At 67.6% G+C, this 19,693-nt stretch carries 17 protein-coding genes and 1 pseudogene; 6 read left to right on the plus strand and 12 right to left on the minus strand.

Annotation, left to right across the window (positions count from 1 at the left end; genetic code table 11):
- Nucleotide 1 precedes the first annotated feature (1 nt).
- From H4W81_RS44220 to H4W81_RS44230, 3 genes are read left to right on the plus strand one after another with little or no spacing between them, the layout of a single operon-like run.
- Nucleotides 2–844: an ABC transporter permease gene (locus tag H4W81_RS44220; protein ID WP_192780252.1), complete on the plus strand. Its 843-nt coding sequence runs from the start codon at nucleotides 2–4 to the stop codon at nucleotides 842–844.
- Nucleotides 841–2,871 carry a dipeptide ABC transporter ATP-binding protein gene (locus H4W81_RS44225; protein WP_192780253.1) on the plus strand — a complete coding sequence of 677 codons (2,031 nt, stop codon included), beginning with the start codon at nucleotides 841–843 and terminating at the stop codon, nucleotides 2,869–2,871. Before H4W81_RS44220 ends, H4W81_RS44225 begins: the two co-directional genes overlap by 4 nt.
- Complete coding sequence (locus tag H4W81_RS44230) at nucleotides 2,868–4,580, plus strand: ABC transporter family substrate-binding protein (protein ID WP_192780254.1); 1,713 nt, start codon at nucleotides 2,868–2,870, stop codon at nucleotides 4,578–4,580. Before H4W81_RS44225 ends, H4W81_RS44230 begins: the two co-directional genes overlap by 4 nt.
- Before the next feature lie 250 nt (nucleotides 4,581–4,830).
- Here the strand turns inward: H4W81_RS44230 and H4W81_RS49690 are convergent, their stop codons facing one another.
- The 5 genes from H4W81_RS49690 to H4W81_RS44255 all read right to left on the minus strand — a co-directional run bounded on the left by H4W81_RS49690 (nucleotide 4,831) and on the right by H4W81_RS44255 (nucleotide 11,339).
- Nucleotides 4,831–5,823 carry an ABC transporter ATP-binding protein gene (locus tag H4W81_RS49690; protein ID WP_192780255.1) on the minus strand — a complete coding sequence of 331 codons (993 nt, stop codon included), beginning with the start codon at nucleotides 5,821–5,823 and terminating at the stop codon, nucleotides 4,831–4,833.
- Complete coding sequence (locus tag H4W81_RS49695; protein ID WP_192780256.1) at nucleotides 5,820–6,893, minus strand: ABC transporter ATP-binding protein; 1,074 nt, start codon at nucleotides 6,891–6,893, stop codon at nucleotides 5,820–5,822. Before H4W81_RS49695 ends, H4W81_RS49690 begins: the two co-directional genes overlap by 4 nt.
- Nucleotides 6,893–7,867 carry an ABC transporter permease gene (locus H4W81_RS44245; protein WP_192780257.1) on the minus strand — a complete coding sequence of 325 codons (975 nt, stop codon included), beginning with the start codon at nucleotides 7,865–7,867 and terminating at the stop codon, nucleotides 6,893–6,895. The genes H4W81_RS49695 and H4W81_RS44245 overlap by 1 nt, the downstream gene beginning before the upstream one ends.
- A 14-nt stretch (nucleotides 7,868–7,881) precedes the next feature.
- The gene (locus tag H4W81_RS44250; RefSeq protein WP_475717188.1) at nucleotides 7,882–9,324 is read right to left on the minus strand and encodes an ABC transporter permease subunit; all 1,443 of its coding nucleotides are present in this window, start codon (nucleotides 9,322–9,324) and stop codon (nucleotides 7,882–7,884) included.
- A 266-nt stretch (nucleotides 9,325–9,590) separates the two neighbouring features.
- Nucleotides 9,591–11,339 (minus strand): ABC transporter family substrate-binding protein, encoded by a 1,749-nt coding sequence (locus H4W81_RS44255; RefSeq protein ID WP_192780259.1) that lies wholly within the window; start codon nucleotides 11,337–11,339, stop codon nucleotides 9,591–9,593.
- Nucleotides 11,340–12,721: 1,382 nt separating this feature from the next.
- Here H4W81_RS44255 and H4W81_RS50305 point away from each other — a divergent pair.
- Both H4W81_RS50305 and H4W81_RS50310 read left to right on the plus strand, forming a co-directional pair.
- On the plus strand, nucleotides 12,722–12,856 hold the full coding sequence (locus tag H4W81_RS50305) for a GntR family transcriptional regulator (RefSeq protein ID WP_397126133.1): 135 nt from the start codon (nucleotides 12,722–12,724) through the stop codon (nucleotides 12,854–12,856).
- Nucleotides 12,857–12,978: 122 nt separating this feature from the next.
- On the plus strand, nucleotides 12,979–13,143 hold the full coding sequence (locus H4W81_RS50310) for a GntR family transcriptional regulator (protein WP_225959083.1): 165 nt from the start codon (nucleotides 12,979–12,981) through the stop codon (nucleotides 13,141–13,143).
- Nucleotides 13,144–13,377: 234 nt separating this feature from the next.
- On the opposite strand, the gene H4W81_RS44270 is transcribed toward H4W81_RS50310, so the two are convergent.
- Together H4W81_RS44270 and H4W81_RS44275 are read right to left on the minus strand one after the other, a co-directional pair.
- Nucleotides 13,378–13,680 carry a hypothetical protein gene (locus H4W81_RS44270; protein ID WP_192780260.1) on the minus strand — a complete coding sequence of 101 codons (303 nt, stop codon included), beginning with the start codon at nucleotides 13,678–13,680 and terminating at the stop codon, nucleotides 13,378–13,380.
- A 213-nt stretch (nucleotides 13,681–13,893) separates the two neighbouring features.
- Nucleotides 13,894–14,342: pseudogene (locus H4W81_RS44275) on the minus strand (transposase family protein); the annotation flags it as partial.
- Nucleotides 14,343–14,456: 114 nt separating this feature from the next.
- Here H4W81_RS44275 and H4W81_RS44280 point away from each other — a divergent pair.
- Entirely contained in the window at nucleotides 14,457–15,404 is a 948-nt protein-coding gene (locus tag H4W81_RS44280) for a hypothetical protein (RefSeq protein ID WP_192780262.1), read from the plus strand.
- 189 nt (nucleotides 15,405–15,593) lie between these two features.
- Here H4W81_RS44280 and H4W81_RS44285 read toward each other — a convergent pair whose 3' ends face one another.
- From H4W81_RS44285 to H4W81_RS44305, 5 genes are all read right to left on the minus strand, one after another.
- On the minus strand, nucleotides 15,594–16,475 hold the full coding sequence (locus H4W81_RS44285; RefSeq protein WP_192780263.1) for a winged helix-turn-helix transcriptional regulator: 882 nt from the start codon (nucleotides 16,473–16,475) through the stop codon (nucleotides 15,594–15,596).
- A gap of 68 nt (nucleotides 16,476–16,543) precedes the next feature.
- On the minus strand, nucleotides 16,544–18,115 hold the full coding sequence (locus H4W81_RS44290; RefSeq protein ID WP_192780264.1) for an FAD-dependent monooxygenase: 1,572 nt from the start codon (nucleotides 18,113–18,115) through the stop codon (nucleotides 16,544–16,546).
- Nucleotides 18,116–18,290: 175 nt separating this feature from the next.
- The gene (locus H4W81_RS44295; protein WP_192780265.1) at nucleotides 18,291–18,584 is read right to left on the minus strand and encodes an MTH1187 family thiamine-binding protein; all 294 of its coding nucleotides are present in this window, start codon (nucleotides 18,582–18,584) and stop codon (nucleotides 18,291–18,293) included.
- Nucleotides 18,585–18,638: 54 nt separating this feature from the next.
- The gene (locus tag H4W81_RS44300) at nucleotides 18,639–18,965 is read right to left on the minus strand and encodes a hypothetical protein (RefSeq protein ID WP_192780266.1); all 327 of its coding nucleotides are present in this window, start codon (nucleotides 18,963–18,965) and stop codon (nucleotides 18,639–18,641) included.
- A gap of 11 nt (nucleotides 18,966–18,976) precedes the next feature.
- Nucleotides 18,977–19,654: a uracil-DNA glycosylase gene (locus tag H4W81_RS44305; RefSeq protein ID WP_192780267.1), complete on the minus strand. Its 678-nt coding sequence runs from the start codon at nucleotides 19,652–19,654 to the stop codon at nucleotides 18,977–18,979.
- Nucleotides 19,655–19,693 lie beyond the last annotated feature (39 nt).

Consider the following 19,693-nt stretch of genomic DNA (forward strand, 5'->3'; position numbering starts at 1 on the left):
CATGCGTTCCAAGGTCGTCCTGCGCCGGGTGATGGCCAAGCCGCAGGTCGTCGTCGGCCTGGTCGGTGTGCTGGCGCTGCTCGCGCTGGCCTACCTCGGCCCTCTCTTCGGCCAGTACCACTGGGAGAAGAAGGACTTCACCGCCTTTCTCACGCCGCCCGGCGCCGACCACTGGTGGGGCACCACCCAGATCGGCCAGGACATGTTCGCGGTGACGCTGCGCGGCATGCAGAAGTCGATCCTCATCGGCTTCCTGGTCGCGCTCATCTCCACCGGTCTGGCCGCGCTCGTCGGAGCCTTCGCCGGCTACTTCGGCGGCAAGCTCGACAAGATCCTCATGTGGGGCACCGACCTGTTGCTCGTCCTGCCGAGCTTCCTGATCATCGCGGTCATCTCGCCACGGCTGGAGAGCGGCAGCTGGCTGATGTTCGTCGTGCTGCTGGCCGCCTTCTCCTGGATGATCACCTCGCGCGTCGTCAGGAGCATGACGCTCTCCCTGCGCGAGCGGGAGTACGTGCTCGCCGCGCGCTACATGGGCATCCCCGACTGGAAGATCATTTTCCGGCACGTGGTCCCGAACATGTCGTCCCTGCTGATCATCGACGCCACCATGAACGTGAGCGGCGCGATCATCGGCGAGACCGCGCTGTCGTACTTCGGGTTCGGCGTCAGGCCGCCGGACGTGTCGCTCGGCACGCTGATCTCGGCGGGCGGCGGGAGCACGGCGATCAGCTACCCGTGGCTGTTCCTCTTCCCCGCCGGCCTGCTGGTCCTGCTGGTCCTGTTCATCAACCTCATCGGCGACGGACTGCGCGACGCCCTCGACCCGGGGAGCACCTCATGACGATCCTCGAGGTGAACGACCTCACCGTGACCTTCCGCGGCGGCGTCAAGGCCGTCAGGGGCGTCTCCTACCAGGTCGGCAGGGGCGAGGTCCTCGGCATCGTGGGCGAGTCGGGCTCGGGCAAGTCGGTGACCTCGCTGGCCGTGATGGGCCTGCTGCCGGCCGGCGCGGAGGTCACCGGCTCGGTCAAGCTGCACGGCCAGGAGCTGCTCGGCATGCCGGAGCAGGAGATCCTCAAGCGGCGCGGCAAGTCGATCAGCATGATCTTCCAGGATCCGCTGTCGGCGTTCACGCCCGTCTACACGATCGGCAACCAGATCGCGGAGGCGGTCCGCGTCCACCAGAAGGTCTCCACGGAGCAGGCCGCCAGGCAGGCGGTCGAGCTGCTGGAACTGGTCGGCATCCCGCACCCCGACGTGCGCGCCAAGGCCTTTCCGCACGAGTTCTCCGGCGGCATGCGGCAGCGCGCTATGATCGCGATGGCCATCGCCAACGACCCCGACGTGCTGATCTGCGACGAGCCCACCACCGCGCTCGACGTCACCATCCAGGCGCAGGTGCTCGAAGTGCTCAAGACCGCGCAGAAGGAGACCGGCGCGGGCATCGTCATGATCACCCACGATCTCGGCGTGGTGGCGGGGCTGGCCGACAGGGTGCTGGTGATGTACGCCGGCAAGCCGGTCGAGCAGGGCACGGTCGAGGAGATCTACTACGAGCCGCGCATGCCGTACACGATGGGGCTGCTGGCCTCGATCCCGCGGCTCGACCAGGACAGCCAGCGCCTGGTGCCCATCGAGGGCAGCCCGCCCTCGCCCGCGGCGCTGCCGCCCGGCTGCCCGTTCGCGCCGCGCTGCCCGCTGAAGGTGGCCGCCTGCGACGACGCCGAGCCCGAGCTCGTCGAGGTGGGGGAGCGCAGGATCGCGTGCATCCGCTCGCACGAGATCGACCTGAAGAAGCTCAGGGGCGTCGACGTCTTCCCCGCGCCCGAGATCGTCGCCGCGCGCGCCCAGGGCACGCGCAGCCGCGAGACCGTGCTCGAACTCGACGACCTCGTCAGGCACTACCCGCTGATGAAGGGCGCGGTGTTCAAGCGCCGCGTCGGCACCGTGCACGCCGTGGACGGCATCAGCTTCGACATCGCCAGAGGCGAGACCCTCGCGCTGGTGGGGGAGTCCGGCTGCGGCAAGACCACCACGCTCCAGCAGATCATGCAGCTGGAGGCCGCCCAGGGTGGCAGGGTCGTGGTGTTCGGCAAGGACAGCGGCGCGCTGACCAAGGCCGAGCGCAAGGAGCTCCGCCGCGACCTGCAGATCGTCTTCCAGGACCCGATGGCCGCGCTCGACCCGCGCATGCCGGTCGGCGACATCCTCGCCGAGCCGCTGCGCGCCCACGGGCACAAGGACGTCAAGGGCCGCGTCGCCGAACTGCTCGACCTCGTCGGCCTCGACGCCTCCTACGCCGAGCGATACCCCCAGCACTTCTCCGGCGGGCAGCGCCAGCGCATCGGCATCGCCCGCGCGCTGGCGCTGGAGCCCAAGCTGATCGTCCTCGACGAGCCGGTCTCCGCGCTCGACGTGTCGATCCAGGCCGGCGTCATCAACCTGCTGGAGGACCTCAAGGCCAGGCTCGGCCTGTCGTACCTGTTCGTCGCCCACGACCTGTCCGTGGTCCGCCACCTGGCCGACCGCGTCGCGGTGATGTACCTCGGCAAGATCGTGGAGATCGGCACCGTGGCCGAGGTGTACGGCACGCCCGCCCACCCCTACACCAGGGCGCTGATGTCGGCCATCCCGCTGCCCGACCCCAGGCTGGAGCGCTCGCGCCGCAGGATCATCCTCGAAGGCGACCTGCCCAGTCCCGCGCAGCCCCCCACGGGCTGCCGCTTCCATACCCGCTGCCCCAAGCGCGCCCTGCTCCCCGAGCCCGAGCGCGCCAGGTGCGTGGCCGAAGAACCCCCCGTTGTACGGCTGGCGCACGCCGACGATCACGGCGCCGCCTGCCACTATCCCGAAGTGAGGAACTCGTGAAGGTTGTTGGCTACAAGGCCGCCGCTGGAGCGGCCCTGCTGGCTCTCGCCCTCGCCGCCTGCGGTGGCGGGTCGGACAAGCCCGCCGCCGGTACTGCCGAAGGCGCCAAGGCCGCTCAGGAGCAGGCCGCCGCGCTCCCCGGTAGCGCGACCAACCCGGTCGCCTACGACCAGGTCAAGGACGGCGGCACCATCACCCTCGCGCTGTCCCAGTGGCACCAGCAGTGGAACTACAACCAGGTGAACGGCACGCACGCGGACGTCTCCGACGTCTACGACGCCATCATGCCGTCCATCTACGAGGCCAACGACAAGGCCGAGCTGGTCAACAACCCGGACTTCGTCACCGAGTGGAAGCTGGAGCTGAAGGGCGACAAGCAGGTCGTCACCTACAAGCTCAACGACAAGGCCACGTGGTCCGACGGCACGCCGATCACCTACAAGGACTACGTCGCCCAGTGGAAGGCGCTCAACGGCTCGGACGATAAGTTCCAGGTCTCCTCGACCGACGGCTACGACCGCGTCGAGTCGGTGGAGAAGGGCGCGACCGACCACGATGTCGTCGTGACCTTCTCCAAGCAGTACCCCGACTGGCAGGGCATGTTCTCCCCCCTCGCCCCCGCCTCCACGAACTCCGACGCCACCGCGTTCAACAAGTCCTGGATCGACAAGATCCCGGTCACCGCGGGTCCGTTCAAGGTCGAGAAGATGGACCAGACCACCAAGACCATCACGCTCGTCCGTGACGACAAGTGGTGGGGCCAGAAGGCCAAGCTGGACAAGGTGATCTTCCGCGCGCTCGACTCGGGCGCCACGGTCAACGCCTTCGCCAACGGCGAGCTCGACGCGATGGAGATCGCGCCCAGCGCCGCCGACCTCAAGCGCGCCAAGGCCGTCGCCGACGTCGACATCCGCAAGGCCGCCGCGCCCAACTGGCGGCACCTCACCGTCAACGGCTCGGCCCCGAACCTGACCGACAAGTCGGTCCGCCAGGCCGTCCTGCTGGGCATCAACCGCGAGGCCATCACCCAGTCGGACCTCAAGGACCTCGACTGGCCGGTGCAGGTGCTCAACAACCACCTGTACATGAACACCCACAAGGGCTACGTCGACAACTCGGGTGAGCTGGGCACGTACAACCCCGAGAAGGCCAAGCAGCTGCTCGACGCGGCCGGGTGGAAGATGCAGGGTGAGTACCGCGCGAAGGACGGCAAGGAGCTCGAGCTGCGCTTCATCGTCCCCGCGACCCTCCCGCTGGCCAAGCAGGAGGGCGAGCTGACCCAGGCGATGCTCAAGGACGTCGGCGTCAGGGTCAAGATCGTGCCGGTTCCCGACGACAAGTTCTTCGACGACTACGTCACGCCGGGCAACTTCGACCTGGTGCCGTTCTCGTGGATCGGCACGCCGTTCCCGAACGGCGCGCTGCCCCAGATCTACAAGCAGCCGACGAGCAAGGACAACTTCGGCAGCAACTTCCCGCGCATCGGCTCGCCCGAGCTCGACACGCTGATCGAGCAGGCGGCGGGCGAGATGGACCCGGCGAAGTACATCGAGCTGGGCAACCAGGCCGACAAGCTGATCTGGGACGAGGTGCACACGATCCCGCTGTACCAGCGTCCGAGCATCTTCGCCACCAAGAAGACGCTGGCCAACTACGGCGCTTTCGGCTTCGCGACGAAGGACTGGAGCGCGGTCGGCTTCACCAAGTAACCGCCGCCCCCACAGGACAGGCCCTCGCCCACCAAGGCGGGGGCTTGTCCCGTCTCTGACCGCACCCTCTTCGACCCCTCACGCCCTTCCCCGGCTTCCCCGAAAGAACCCAGCCCCCGACTTCCCTGAAAGAAGCCCGGCTTCCGGCCAACGGAAAGGCCCCGAGGCGTCCCCCAAAGGAGGCTTGGCCCTCCGGCAACGGAAAGGCCCCCGCAGGTCGGAAACCGGCGGGGGCCCGAGAACCAGAAGGTCAGACGACCTTGGTGTTCACCTCGGCGAAGTGGCACGCGACAGGGTGCCCGTTCCCCCTGTCCACCAGCGCCGGCTCCTCCGTCGCGCAGATCTCCTGCGCCTTCCAGCACCGCGTCCTGAACCTGCACCCGCTCGGCGGGTCCATCGGCGAGGGCACGTCGCCGGTCAGCAGGATCCGCTCCCGCTGCCGCTCCTCCGCCGGGTTGGCCGTGGGAGCCGCCGACAGCAGCGCCTGCGTGTACGGGTGCGCGGGCCGGTCGTACAGGTCGTCACGCGGACCCGTCTCCACGACCTTCCCGAGGTACATCACCGCCACCCTGTCGGAGATGTGCCGAACCACCGACAGGTCGTGCGCGATGAACATGTACGCCAGGCCCAGCGTGTCCTGCAGGTCCTCCAGCAGGTTCACCACACCGGCCTGCACCGACACGTCCAGCGCCGACACCGGCTCGTCGAGGATCAGCAGCTTCGGCTCCAGGGCCAGCGCCCTCGCGATGCCGACGCGCTGCCGCTGACCGCCGGAGAACTCGTGCGGGTAGCGGTTGCCGTGCTCGGGCGACAGGCCCACCAGCCTCAGCAGCTCGGCGACCCGCTTCGGGCCGTCCTTGCCCCAGCGTCCGTGTACCTTCAGCGGCTCGGCGATGATGTCGTTCACCGGCATCTTGGGGTTCAGCGACGCGTAGGGGTCCTGGAAGACGATCTGCATGTTCTGCCGGACGGCCTGCATCTCCTTGTTCGGCAGCGAGGTGAGCTCCTGGCCGGCGAACTTCACCGAGCCCGAGGTGGGCTTGTGGAGCTGCAGGATGGCCCGGCCCGTCGTCGACTTGCCGCAGCCCGACTCGCCCACCACGCCGAGGGTCTCGCCCTTGTCCACGTGGAGGGAGACGCCGCTGACCGCCTGCACGTGAGAGACGACGCGGCGCATGAAGCCGGTCCCCCGAACGGGGAAGTTCATCACGAGGTCGTTGACCTCGAGCAGTTTCTCGCTCATGAGGTGGTCTCGCTGTTCGTGCGGAAGATGGCGGTCGGATCTGCCGTTTCGGCCAGTTTGGGCCAATGGTGGCACGCGGCGTAGTGCGCGCCGCCGTCCGTCTCCTCGAGGGAGGGCTCGTTCGTGGTGCACACCTCGGTGGCCATGGGGCAGCGCGGCGAGAACGGGCAGCCCGTGGGCAGGTTGATCAGCGAGGGCGGGGTGCCCTTGATCGGCCGCAGCCTGCCGCCCGAGGTCTCCAGCGAGGGGATGGATCCGAGCAGACCCGCGGTGTACGGCATGCGCGGCGTGTTGAACACCGTGTCGACGTCGCCGATCTCGACGGGCTTGCCGGCGTACATGACCAGCACCCGGTGCGCCATGCCCGCGATGACTCCGAGGTCGTGCGTGATGAGCACGACGGCGGCGTCGACCGCGTCCTTCACCTCGAGCAGCTTCTCGAGGATCTGCGCCTGCACGGTCACGTCGAGAGCCGTGGTCGGCTCGTCGGCGATGATCACGTCGGGGTTGTTGATGATCGCCATGGCGATCATCGCCCGCTGCCGCATGCCGCCGGAGAACTCGTGCGGGTACGACTTCAGTCGCGCCGCCGCCTGCGGAATGCCGACCAGGTCGAGCATCTCCTTGGCGCGCGCCAGCGCCTGCTTGTACGGCACCAGCTCGTGCGCCAGCACGGCCTCGGCCAGCTGGTCGCCGATCGTGTGGACGGGGTTCAGCGCGGTCATCGGGTCCTGGAAGACCATCGCGATCTTCCTGCCCCGCAGGCTCCGCCGCTTGCGCTCGGACATCTTGAGCATGTCGTCGCCGCGGTAGGAGATGCTGCCGGTGATCCTGGCGCTCTTGGGCAGCAGGCCCATGACCGCCATCGAGGAGACCGACTTGCCCGAGCCGGACTCGCCGACGATGCCGAGCACCTCACGCTCGTGCACCGTGTAGGAGACACCGCGCACGGCCTTGACCACGCCGTCGTCGGTGGGGAAGTTGACCTGGAGGTTCTCGACCTTGAGCACCTCGGTGGTGCCGGGGCGCTTGGCCTCCGACAGCCGCTTGGCGATGTGTACGGAGGTCATCAGTCACGCACCCTGTTCTGTCGAGGGTCGAAGGCGTCGCGCAGGCCGTCCCCGATGAAGTTGACAGACAGCGCGATGGCCACGATGAACAGACCCGGCCACCAGAACAGCCACGGGCGCGTGACCATGGCGTTCTTGTAGTCGCTGATCAGCAGGCCGAGCGAGGTGTCGGGGCTCTTGACGCCGAAGCCGAGGAAGGACAGAGCCGTCTCCAGCAGGATGCCCGAGGAGATGGCGAGCGTGGCGGAGACGATGATCACACCGAGCGTGTTCGGCAGGATGTGCTTGAAGATGATCCGCATCGACGAGGTGCCGACGGCCCTGGCGGCCTCGACGAACTCCTTCTCCCGCAGGGAGAGGAACTCGCCGCGGACCAGGCGGGTGACGCTGGTCCAGGTGATGAGCCCCAGCATGATGGCCATGAAGTACGGGCCCAGGTTGCCGGTGGCGCTGCCGACGACCGCGGCGATCACCAGCACCGGGATGGTGATCATCACGTCGGTGAAGCGCATGATGACGGCCTCGACCTTGCCGCGGAAGAAGCCCGCGAGGGCGCCGAGGACGGTGCCGACGGCGGTGGAGACCAGGCCGATGGTCAGCGCGACGATGATCGAGACCTGCGCGCCGCGCATGGTCATCGCGAAGTAGTCCTTGCCGATGTTGTCCTGGCCGAACGGGTGCTCGCCCAGGTGCATGCCCTCGCCGCCGAGGAACTCGGGGATGACGCTGAGCGTAGGGCGGCCCCTGTCCACGACGGTGCCCGAGCCGGTCCACGGCTTGTCCCACCAGCCGGGGATCGGGCCGAAGCCGATGGAGCTGAAGGCCAGCAGGAAGACGAGCCCGAACAGGATCATGCCCACGAGGGCGCCGCGGTGGCGGAAGAACCTGCGCCGGACGAGCTGGCCCTGGGTGCGGGCGACGATCGTCATGCCCTGCGCGTCGTTCGACGCGGGCGGCTCCGTCTTGATGGTCATCTCGGTCTTCTCCGTCATGACAGCCTGATCCGCGGGTCGAGGTAGGCGTAGGCGATGTCGGCGAGCATGTTCCACACGACGATGGCGGTGCCGGTGACGAGGAAGAAGCCCATGACCGGCATGGGGTCGACCTCCCTCAGCCCGACCTCGAACATCTTGCCCATGCCCCGCCAGCCGAAGACCGTCTCGGTGATGACCGCGCCGCCGAAGACGCCGGCGAAGTCGAGGGCGAGGATCGTGGTGATCGGGATCATGCCGTTGCGGAAGGCGTGCTTGATGACGACGGTCCGCTCGGGCAGGCCCTTGGCGCGGGCCGTACGGACGTAGTCCTGGTTCATCACCTCGAGCATGCTGGCGCGGCTGTAGCGGGAGTGGCTGGCCAGCCCCACCAGGATCAGCGCCAGGGTGGGCAGCAGCAGGTGCATGCCGGAGTCGAGCGTGGTCTGCCAGAAGTTGCCCATGAAGTTGGGCGTCTCGGACCCGATGGTGGCCACCGGGCGGCCCTTGAGCGCCCTGGCGTAGCCGTCCCACGCCTCGAGCAGCCGGTCGATGAAGATCATGGCGGCGACGAAGAGGCCGCTGAAGACGGCCAGCGGGATCGCCTGGCGGCGCAGGAGTCCGCCGAACTGCCAGCCGATGGCCGCGCTGACCAGCCCGGCGACGACGAAGAGGCCGAGCAGGGTGAGGACGCTCGGGGCGATCAGCATGGGCTGGAGCGGGTAGTAGAGCAGCGCTCCGACGCCCGCCGCGCCCAGCGCCGCGTACATCGGCTGCAGGTGCTCGACGCCCGCCACCAGCGCGGCGACGCCGGCCGCGGTGGCCAGCCCCACGACGAGGATGAACGGGAAGCCCAGGCCGGGGTCGGCGAACCAGCGACTCGCGGAGAGGGCGAAGAGGATCACGGCGGTGACGGCCAGGCCGATGCCGAAGGCGGTCAGCTTGCCCTTCCTGTCGCCGTTGTAGACCGACGCCCAGATCAGGCCCGCGCCCAGCGCGACGGCCAGGATGATGGGAACCGGGATGAACGGGTCTCTCAGCCAGTCGTTGAACTCGATCGCCACATACTGCTTCAGCATCGTCGCGACCCAGAAAACCGGTAGCGAGAAGCACACGAATGCTGCGAAGGTGATCCCGTGGTCGAAGCTGCTGTACTGGCGGAGCGCGGAGACGATGCCGATCGCGATGCCGATCACCGCGGCCAGCACGGTGGCGACCACGACCAGCTTCAGTGTCGACGACATGGCGCCGGCGAGCAGTGAGGAGACCGTGGTGCCCGCCTTGTTGACCCCGAGATCGCCCTGGAAGATGCCGGTCAGCCAGGAGAAATAGCGGACGGGGATGGGCTCGTCAAGATGCATGGCCGCAATGCGCGCCTCCATCAGCCTGGGAGCGTCGGGGAGCGAGCTCTCGCGCAGGTCGGCGAGCGGGTCTCCCGACAGAGCCACCAGGAAGAACATGATGAATGTGGCGGCTAGCAGCGTCAGGCTCGATATGGCGAGCCTACGCGCGATGAATACAAGCAATTCCCCGACCTCCTGCAGGTGACGGCTTCCGGGCGCCATGGCGGGGGGTGACCGGGCTCTGGCCGGAAAGCCGGGTCCGCCACGGCGCCTCGTGGGCGCGGCTTCGACTGGCGGATCAACGTTCGACTTGGGTTGTACAGCTCTGACGCGGGGCCGGTCGGGTGACCGTGCCCCGCGTCAGTTATGCGGCTTGGCCGTGCTTACTGAGCAGCCCACTGGTGCATGTTCCAGGTGATGGAGGCCTGGCTCGGGTTGGGCTGGACGTTCTGGATGTTCGAGCTCCAGGCGGACAGAGCCGGCTGCGAGTACAGCGGGATCGTCGCCAGGTCGTCCCAGAGGATCTTCTCGATCTGCTGGATCAGCGGGGCGACCTTCGCGGGGTCGGTCTCCGCGAGGACCTGGTCGGCGAGCTTGTCGTACTCCTTGTTGGAGTAGCAGCCCTTGTTGTTGCCCTTGGCCGAGGGGGTGCACTTCTTCGGCGTGTAGTAGGTGGAGGTCCAGCCGCTGTTCAGCGACGAACCGGCCCAACCGAACAGGGCGATGTCGAAGTTGCCGTTGGCCAGGTCACCGGCGTCGTCGAAGAACTTCTCGCTGCCGGTGTCGGTGACCTCGAAGCCGGCCTGGTCGCAGGAGGCCTTGATCAGCTCGACGACCTGGGTACGGCGGGGGTTCGGCTGGTTGTAGCCGATGTTCACCTTGATCGGGGTCTTGACGCCCGAGTCGGCCACCAGCTTCTTGGCGCCCTCGAGGTCGACGGTGTTGTACTTCTCGGAGCCGGCGAACTTGACGGCCTCGGCGTAGCCCGGCTGGAACGGCGCGATGTTGCGAACATTCATCGGGGCGGCGTTCGGGTTCTGCGGCTTGATCAGGTTGTCCACGATCTGCTGACGCGGGGTGCAGGCCGCGAAGGCCTGGCGCAGCTTGGCGTCCTTGAACGGGCCCTTGTTGAAGTTGAAGTCCAGGTGGTCGTACAGGAACTGCTCACCGGTCTTCACGGTGACGTTCTGCAGCGCCTCGACCTGAGCCAGGATGTCCGGGTTCGACTGCGGCTCGATGATGTTCGTCTCGCCGTTCTGCAGCGCCTGGACCTGCTGGTCCTGGGCGATGAAACGGATGACGATCTTCTCGGTCTTGGCCTTCTCGCCCCAGTACTTCTCGTTGGCCGCCAGGGTGATGGACTGGCCGGGGGAGTAGGAGTCGATCACGTACTGGCCGGAGGACGGGATGAGCGCCTTGTCCGGGAGCTTGCCGTTGAAGATCCAGCCCTTGTTGAAGAACTCGGCGGCCTTCTTGAGCTTGCCGTGGTCCTCGGCCTTGATGGCGTCGAACATCTCCTGCTCGCTGAGCCCACCCTGCTGGGCGACGATGTGCGCCGGCAGCTGGATGAGGTTGGCGGCCGCCCAGTCACCGTAGGACTTGGTGTAGTTGAGCGTCACCTCCTTGTCGCCGATCGCGCAGTCCGGCATCTTGATCTTGTCCCACGTGTCCGTGCTGATGTAGCTGAACTCGGGGAACTTGCCGGAGGCGACAGCGTAGGTGAGCATCACGTCGTCACAGGCGATCGCGTTGCCGTCGGACCACACCGCGTTCGGGTTGATGGTGTACTTCACCGTCAGCGGGTCGTCAGAGGTCTTCTCGTAGGTGCCCATGTCCTTGTCGGGCTGGACGGAGCCGTCCGCGCCGAAGTGCCAGAAGTCCGTCTGGATCCGGTTCAGGACGATGTGGTTCTTGGAGGAGTACTCTTCCGCCGTCTCGGCGTTGTACGAGCTGATCTCCTGCTCGAACGTGTGGGTGATCGTCGAAGCATTGGCGGCGCCGCTGGCCGGAGCAGAGGGCGCGGTCGACGGGTCGGCGGCGGGTGCGTTATCGGCAGCGCCGCAGGCCGTCAGCAGGATCGCTGCTCCCGTCGCCGCTGCCAGGAACCTTCCGGCCCTGCGTGCAGATGACACGGACGTACTCCTTGGGGGTTGAAACTTCACAAGCCACTCTTGCGGAGAAATGAAGCATTACTTCGCAAGCAGAGGTAAGGGGTCACAGCAGAGTGTTGCAGACCTGATGCCGTGAGCGTCATGTTCCGTAACAAAGCCGGGTCGAATAGGCGCAAATCACCACATAATCGTTACCCACGGTGATGGTCTCCGGGATGATGTTCTGTCAACCCCGAAGCCTATCCACAGGCCCGCGCGCCGCATCCACAGAATCCCGTTCACCACGATCGACCAACCGCTCCATCCCCGATCCTGAGGTCCCCCAGCCCCCTCGGAGGACCCCGATGCCCCCTTCCCCCGGTCGCACCCTCACGGCTCCCACCCCGCGTCATATCCCCGCCCCACCCACACCGTCCGGCCCCGGACCAGGCCCGAGCACCCACCCGGCACGTATCGCCTTCCCCGGCCCCACCCCCACTCATGCCGCCGCCCTCCCCTCCAAGGGCGTGCTCCGGGCAACCGGCGATCTCCAACTGTCCGGCGTCACCTGGACGCGCGCCGTTCTCCAGGCGTCCGGCACCATCTGGCCGCGCGCCGTTCTTTCGGCCGCGGTCATCTGGACCAAGCTGACCATCCCGTGCCCCCGAGGCACCGACCCCCGAAACCCTGGCCCCCGAGACCTCGCCCCCGCGCCGCCCATCCAAGAGGCGCGGGCCCCCAAGACCCTCGCCTCCGCGTCGCCTTTCTCCGCGCCGCCCGTCTCCGAGGCGTCGGCCCCTAAGACCCTCGCCTCCGAGGCCCTCGCCTCCGGGCCGTCCGCCTCCGGGCCGCCTCCCCCCTCGACGTCGGCCCCCTCGACGTCGGCGCCCGAGATGTCGGCCCCTGCGACCCCAACTCCCGAAACGACGGTCATCCCGATGTACCCTCGCCGCGCCTCCGGCGAGATGGCTTTGGAAACTTCAGCCGTTCCGAAGGGTCCACTCCCTGCCGCGTGCCCTCATCCGGCCCCTGCGTCGACCTCGGCCCCGGAATCGGTGGCCACCCTTCCGCGCCCTGGCGCCACCGCCGCGACCACCCGAACCCCAGGTGCGTCAGTCATCCCGCTGAGCCCCCGTCCCGCCGCCGGAGCACCCCCGGCCCTGAAGGCGGCGGTCATCCCGCTCCGCCCCCGTCGCGCCGCAGCGCCTCCTCTCGAGCCCGACGACCCGGATCGCTCGCCATCAGGCCCCGCAGCCCTACCGGTCCACCCGCTCGGAAACGAACGCCGCCTCGCGGCCTGAATCCCCCAGAAGCCCTGGTAGCCCGAATCCCCGCAGAATCCGACGTTATAGGGATGTTACGGTGCGGTACGCTGGCCCCGCGGAGGTAGGTGATCCCTTATCGCGCGACCATGGTCTCGGCGGATTGCCGACCTACTGCGGACGCGGATAGCGACCAGCGAGTATCCGGCAGGCGGCATGTTGCCTTCCGAGTCGGCGTTGTGTCGAGAGTTCGGCGTAGCCCAAACAACCATCCGCCGCGCTCTCGTGCTCTTGTAAGGCGAAGGGCTGATTGCCGTGATCCCGGCGAAGGGACGCGTGGTCAAAGGCGGTCCAGCAGCTCTCCGCTATCGCTACCAAGCGATAGCCGATGATCTCTGTGAACAGACCTGCAGAGCGAGTTGCCGACGGGAGCCGTCCTACCGAGTGAGGCCACGCTATGCCGTCGCTACGCCGCTTCCCGGAACACGGTTCGACAGGCCATTGCTGTCCTGGTGAAGGATGGCTGGATCAAGGCACGACGGGGAGGTAGGCGGTTTGTGAGCCTCGTCGAAGACGAGCCGTAAGACAGGCTTCGAGCAAAGAAGCGCGCTGATCTTACTCCACCGGCAAAGTGGCAGCTCACAGTACTGATCGCGTTGACTCCCCGCTGTTTCCATCGAAGCGTGCCGATCTTGCTCCATCTACTCAAACGCCCTTCAGCGCACTGATCACGTTCTCAATTGACACGAACCCCGATCCGACAACGATGCCGGATCGGGGTTCGTGTCCAGAGGGCTCGAGTCACCTCGGGCCAAGGTTCAGTGTTTGCCGCAGACCTGGTGGTTGTGGCGGCGGCGCATCAGCTCCCATGGAAGAAGCACTGCTGCCACGTAAACGAACGCAGCAACACCGAGCGGCAACCGCGAGGGGAGGAGGATCAGAACCGCACCGACACCCATAATCGCGTAGTAAACCAAATCTATCCCCCACGGAACAAACGTGAGCCGGAGGAAGAAGAATGGTATAGGCAGCCCTTGGCTGCGAGTCGACGCATACCAGGGATATGCAATATTTGCACCAACAACTAGGGCGAGTCCGACGACGACGGCGATGGTCTGCATGCGTATCTCCTTCACATATGAAGCAATGACCCTAGGGCAGGGCGTTAGTCCAGTCGCGGGCTTTCTGATTCACATCGCGACAGTGGCGCCATGTGATGCAATCTCGAGCCTCACGTATTTCTCAGCAGTTCTGCATCCAGTGAAACTGACCGGAGAGACTGGCGTCATGTCACGAAACCTCGTGACTTGATATCAAGTGGCGATCTTGATAGCGCGAAGTCGCGCGTGTGCCCGGTTGGCCTGCTTTTGCGACTCGGGTTTGTTTCTGCCCTTGTAGGGCGTGATGACCGGGCCTTCGGCGCCCTGGTGGTGAGGATCCCGGCCCGTTCCAGCGCGCGCAGGATGCCCCAGACTCGGGCAGCGGTCAGGTCATGCGCCTTGCCGGGCAGCGCTCCCAAGGTCCACAGGATGGTGCCGTCCGGTGAGGCTATGACCTGGACGTTCATCCCGTGGACGCGGTGCTTGCCGGAGTAGAACGGTCGGTCTGCCTTGATCCGGTCGGTGTGGATAAGCGTCCCGTCCAGTACCAGGTGGTGCAGCCCGTCCTTCGTCGCCTTCCGTAACGCCTGGCCAAGCTTGGGGGATCGGGCCGACAGCAGCATCACGGTCTCCTCCACATACCGCCATGCGGTGGCCGTGGAGACCCCGAAACCAGTGCCGAGCCGTCTACGGCCCGCTCTCGGCCGCCCTCTCGCATCTGGTGAGCTGGTTCGGTTGGTGGGGCGGTGATCGGGTGGGAGGGGAACGATGGCGGGGAGTTGGTCGTCGTAGCCTCTATGACGGATTTTGCGAGCATCGATGAGCAACTGCGGGTGGCCCAGGAACGTGCGCGGTACTTCGGGCACCTGACCCGGCAGCGCGGTGCGCTCACCGGCCAGATCCAGCAGGTACGGCAGGCGATCGCGGATCTGGAAGCCCGCTTGGCCGAGGAGGAACGCGACGTGACCCGCCTGGAGGGCGGTTTCGTGGGCTTCCTGGCGAAACTGGCAGGCTCGAAAGAGGAGAGGCTGGCGCAGGAAAGGATCGAGGTCGAAGCGGCGCGGCAACGGCTGCACGGTCAGCGCGCCAGACTGGCCGCCTTGGAAGGCGACCTCGAGGGCATCGACGCCGAGCGGATGGAGTTGGCCGGCGCGGTCGAGGAGTACGCGAGGCTGATGGGCGAGAAGGAGCGACTCCTGATCGAACTGGACGGCGACCCGAGGGGAACGGAACTCGCCGAGCTGGCGGGGCGGTTGGGCGATCGGACCGCCGACCTCCGCGAACACGACGAGGCCCACAGGGCGGGAGTGGTGGCAGGTGAGGAGCTCGCTCATGTTCTCGAGAGGCTGAGCAGCGCGCGTGGGGCTTCGACGTGGGACATGCTCGGGGGTGGCTACGTCGCCGACTCGATCGAACGGAACCGGTTGCAGCAGGCCGACGAGGCGGCCTGGCGGGCGCAGCGGGCTCTGGACGTGTTCGCGAGGGAACTGGCCGACATCGGGGTGGCGGTCAGCCCGCAGTTGCCGCAGGTGGACACGAGGTGGTTCGTGGACACGTTCTTCGACAACATCGTCACCGACGTCCTGAAGCACCAGCGGATCACCCGCACGCGGGACGCCGTGGCGGAGGCGGCCCAGTGGGTGAGGACGACGGTCGACTCCATCGCCAGGCGCAGCGCCGAGCTGTCGGCCGAGCGAACGGCTCTGCTCGCCCGCAGAAACGATCTCCTCGCCCCCGGCCCCTGACACAGCCACACCATCAGTGCCCGCCTGGAGACGCTCGTGGCTGCCGAGGAACAGCTTTGGGTGCTCACGGTCTTGGGCGTGTTGCGGGGAGAGATGGCAGCTTGGGCGCGGCCGTGGCGTCGGGACGGCGGCCTGGTGGTTCGAAGAGAACGGTGGGGCACGGCTGGGCGTGATGTGTTCAGGGGCGGGCTAGGCGTTGGTGAGTCGGCGGGCGGCTTGGTGGGCCTCTGTCACGGCCGCTGGGATGTCCACCACAGGGAAGATCACATGGCGGATCACCCGTGTTGGGTCCATCACCAGGATGAGTCGCTTGAGGCGCAGCGTCTGTCCCGGTCGGAAGGTCGGCAGTCGCAGCGCCGCCGCCAGCCGTAGATCCGCGTCTGACAGCAGCGGAAACGGGATCCCCTCCATCTCCGCGAACGCCGCCTGCTCGTCCTGTCGCTGCGTGCTCACCCCGTGGATCGCGATCCCCTCCGCCGCGAACTGTGGCGCGACGTTCTTGAAGAGCCGGTTCTCCAGCGTGCAGCCGACCGCTCCCGGCACCTCGTTCCAGCCGGGTGGCAGCGGCGTCGGCATGCCCGTGGCGGGATAGGCGAAGAGGACGGTGGGCAGGGACGGGTCCACCACCTCCAGCTCTCCTCCGCCGCTCGCCGGGAGCGTGAGCGGGTGCGGGATCGGTGTTCCCACCAGCGAGTGGACGCGCTGGGCCGGCGGGCTGTCCGGCGTGGACACCCCGGTGAGCGTTCCGTCACCGACGAGCCATCGGTCTGCCCAGTCCTGCATCGAGATCAGTACCGGGGTGAGGGCCGAGCCCACCTCACTGAGCACGTAGTCGTGCCGGATCGGGCTGGTCTGGTACGGCCGGCGCTCCAGTACGCCGTTGTCGACCAGGAGCTTCAGCCGTTCGGTCAGGATCTTTCGGGAGATGCCGAGCTCGGAGAGGAGATCCTCGAAGCGCCGGTGTCCGCGGGCGACCTCGCGGACGATCAGCAGGCTCCACCAGTCGCCCACCACGGCGGCGGCCTGGGCGATGGAGCAGGTGACGTCCTGGTCGCGCAGCTGTCGGGCCATGTCGCTCAGCATATAGCGAGTGAGTCTCTAATAGAGACTTAGGGACGCGGTGGCGCGGGTGTCTGGGGTCAGGCTGTGCGGGCGAGGATGCGGAGGAGGACCCTTTCCAGGGTGGCCGCCGGGTCCAGGTCGGCGCTCATGCTGCGCCAGGCGATGAAGCCGTCCGGCCGGATGAGGACCGCGCCGCTCTTGGTCACCCCGTACCGCTCCAGCCACACCCCCTCCTCATCGAGCAGCTCACCGCCGATCCTGTGCGGCGCCAGCCGTACGTTGAGCTGGTCCCGCACCGCGCGGCCGGCCTCGACCCACGCCTCCCCGTACGGCCCGGCCAGCAGCACGAATCCCGAGCCGAACAGGTCGTGCGTGGAGATCGGACGGCCGTCCCAGTCGAGCACCACGTGCGCGGCTCGCCCGCCAGGACGTCCGTGAGGAGTGCGCGGATCCTCCAGAAGGGAGCCGTCCTCTCCGAGTTCGGGGAGGATCGCGAAGGAGTGGTAGCGGTAGCCGAGCAGCGCCCCGAACGGGTCGTCGAGCGGTTCGGGGTAGTCGTCGACGCGCTGGGCGGGCGGCAGGCGGAAGCCCAGGTTGGCGAGTTGGGCGTCGGCGGTCAGCTCCCCGATCGGACGGCGTTCGGCGTCGTAGGAGTCGAGGAAGCCGGGGCCCGCCTGGCCGGTGATGACCAGCCAGAGCCGCCAGGCCAGATCGCAGCCGTCCTGTAGCGCGGTGCTGCCGCCCTGGCCGCCCGTCGGGGGCATGGTGTGCGCGGCGTCGCCCGCCAGGAACACTCTTCCCTCCCGGTAGCGGTCGGCGAGGATATGCGCGGTGGTGAAGGTCGCCGTGTCGAGGACGGTGACGTCGAGATCGGGCACGCCCACGCCCAGCCGTACGAGCTTCTCGTGGTCGGGGTCGGGCTCGCCCTCGTAGCTGACGCCCAGCACGTGCGCGCCGACGCCGGTGCCGATGACGAAGACGCCGGTGAGCTCGGGGTTCTGCAGGTACCAGAGGGTGACCTCGTCCTCGTTGACCAGCGTGCTGAGGTCGGCGTCGAACATGATCGACTGCAGGTGGTTCAGCACGCCCTTGCCCGAGGTCGGGATGCCGAGCTGCTCGCGGAGCGGGCTGCGGTAGCCGTCGGCGGCGATGACGTACTCGGCGCGGACGGTCGTCTCCGTGCCGTCCTCGGCGCGGATGAGCGCGGTCACGCCGTCGTCGTCCTGCTCCAGGGAGACGAACTCGGTGGAGAAGCGGAGGTCGGCGCCCAGCTCCTCGGCTTTGGCGCGCAGGACGCGCTCGACCTCCGCCTGCGGCACGCCGAGGTCGGCGGCGGGGGACAGATGCGTGGGGAAGGGCGAGGCGCTGGTGTCGAAGAGCACGTTCGGCTCCGGATCGGTGAGGCTGGAGGCGACGGCGATGCGAATGCCGTCCCCGACGCCCTGCCGGATGCCGGCGAGCTCCTCTTCCAGTCCCGGCACGGGACGCAGCAGCTCCATGGCCCTGGTGTTGACGCCGAAGGCCTTGGGCTGGACGGAGGTGCCGGCGTGCCGTTCGACCAGGAGGACGGGGATGCCGCGCCAGGCGAGCATGGTGGCCGCGCTCAGTCCCGCGTAGCCGGCGCCGACGATCAGGACAGGTACTCTCATCGATCCCCCTTCGAGATATGTCGCGTATCGTCACGATATGACGCGTCTATAGGACAGTCAAGACATATCTCGAGTCTCCCGAGACCTCCACGCCATAGGCAGTCAGTGGCTGATCGCCGGCGTGAAGGAGGCCGTGCGTCTCCAAGGAGGACGTGTGACCATCGGCGCCGGAGGGTCAGGCGCGTAGGTGTGCCTCCAGGCGTTCGACCTTGCCGGTCATGCCGTCCGTGACGCCGGGCCGTACGTCCGCCTTCAAGACCAGGCTGACGCGGGGAGCGACCTCGCCCACGGCTTCCACCGCACGCTTGATCACCCCCATCACCTCGTCCCACTCGCCCTCGACCGTGGTGAACATGGCGTCGGTGTGGTTGGGCAGCCCGCTGTCGCGCACCACCTTGACCGCACGCGCGACGGGTTCGGAGACGCCCTCGCCGACCCCGAGCGGCGTGATGGAGAAAGCAACGATCATGTTGTCGATCCTAGGGCGGTGGGTGGGAGCGCGGGCTCCCACCCACCCCGGGCGTCAGTGGTCGTGACCCTCGTGGTCGTCCTCGTCCTCGTCGCTGGGCCCCTCGGAGGGCTCGACGCCCAGGACGGCCTCCCGCGGCTCGACCTCCTGGACATGCTCGATCAGGGACAGCACGTGGTCGGGCTCGATCAGCCACTGCAGCGCGGTCGCGCCCGTCTCGTCGGAGCTCACGAGCTCGGCCTGCTCCTTGCGCTCGTCCTCGTCGAGGTCGGCGTCAGGGTGCCGGATCTCGGCGAGGGCGGCCGCCTGCAGGGCGGCGACGTCCAGCACCTCGACGGTCAGCTCGACCGTGAGGCGGAGGAACTTTTCTTCATCACTCATGGGAAAAGAGCCTAGGGCAGCTTCCACTCGACAGGTGTCGCGCCTTGCTGGATGAGCAGTTCATTGGCGCGGCTGAAGGGCCGCGAGCCGAAGAAGCCGCTGCGGGCCGACAGGGGGGACGGGTGCGCGGACTCGATGCGCGGCACGCTGCCGAGCATCGGGGCCAGGTTGCGCGCGTCGCGGCCCCAGAGGATGGCCACCATCGGCTTGTCGCGGGCGACGAGGGCGTGGATGGCCTGCTCGGTGACCTCCTCCCAGCCCTTGCCCCGGTGGGAGGCGGGCTTGCCCGGCATGACGGTCAGCACCCTGTTGAGGAGCAGGACGCCCTGGTCGGCCCAGGGGGTCAGGTCGCCGTTCGAGGGCTGGGGCAGGCCGAGGTCGGTCTCCATCTCCTTGTAGATGTTGCGCAGGCTGCCGGGCAGCGGGCGCACGTCGGGAGCCACGGAGAAGGACAGCCCGACGGGGTGTCCTGGGGTGGGATAGGGGTCCTGGCCGACGATCAGCACCTTGACCTCGTCAAAGGGCTGGTTGAAGGCTCGCAGGACATGGGGTCCGGAGGGAAGGTACTGCCTGCCCGCTGCGATCTCGTCGCGGAGGAAGTCACCCATGAGGGAGATTCGCTCGGCGACGGGCTCGAGGGCGCTGGCCCACCCGGATTCGACTACTTCGTGGAGGGGACGACCGGCCATGGTCATGCACCTTACCGATCAGGGAGAGCGGGGCGCATG

It is taken from the genome of Nonomuraea africana (assembly GCF_014873535.1).
Lineage (GTDB): Bacteria > Actinomycetota > Actinomycetes > Streptosporangiales > Streptosporangiaceae > Nonomuraea > Nonomuraea africana.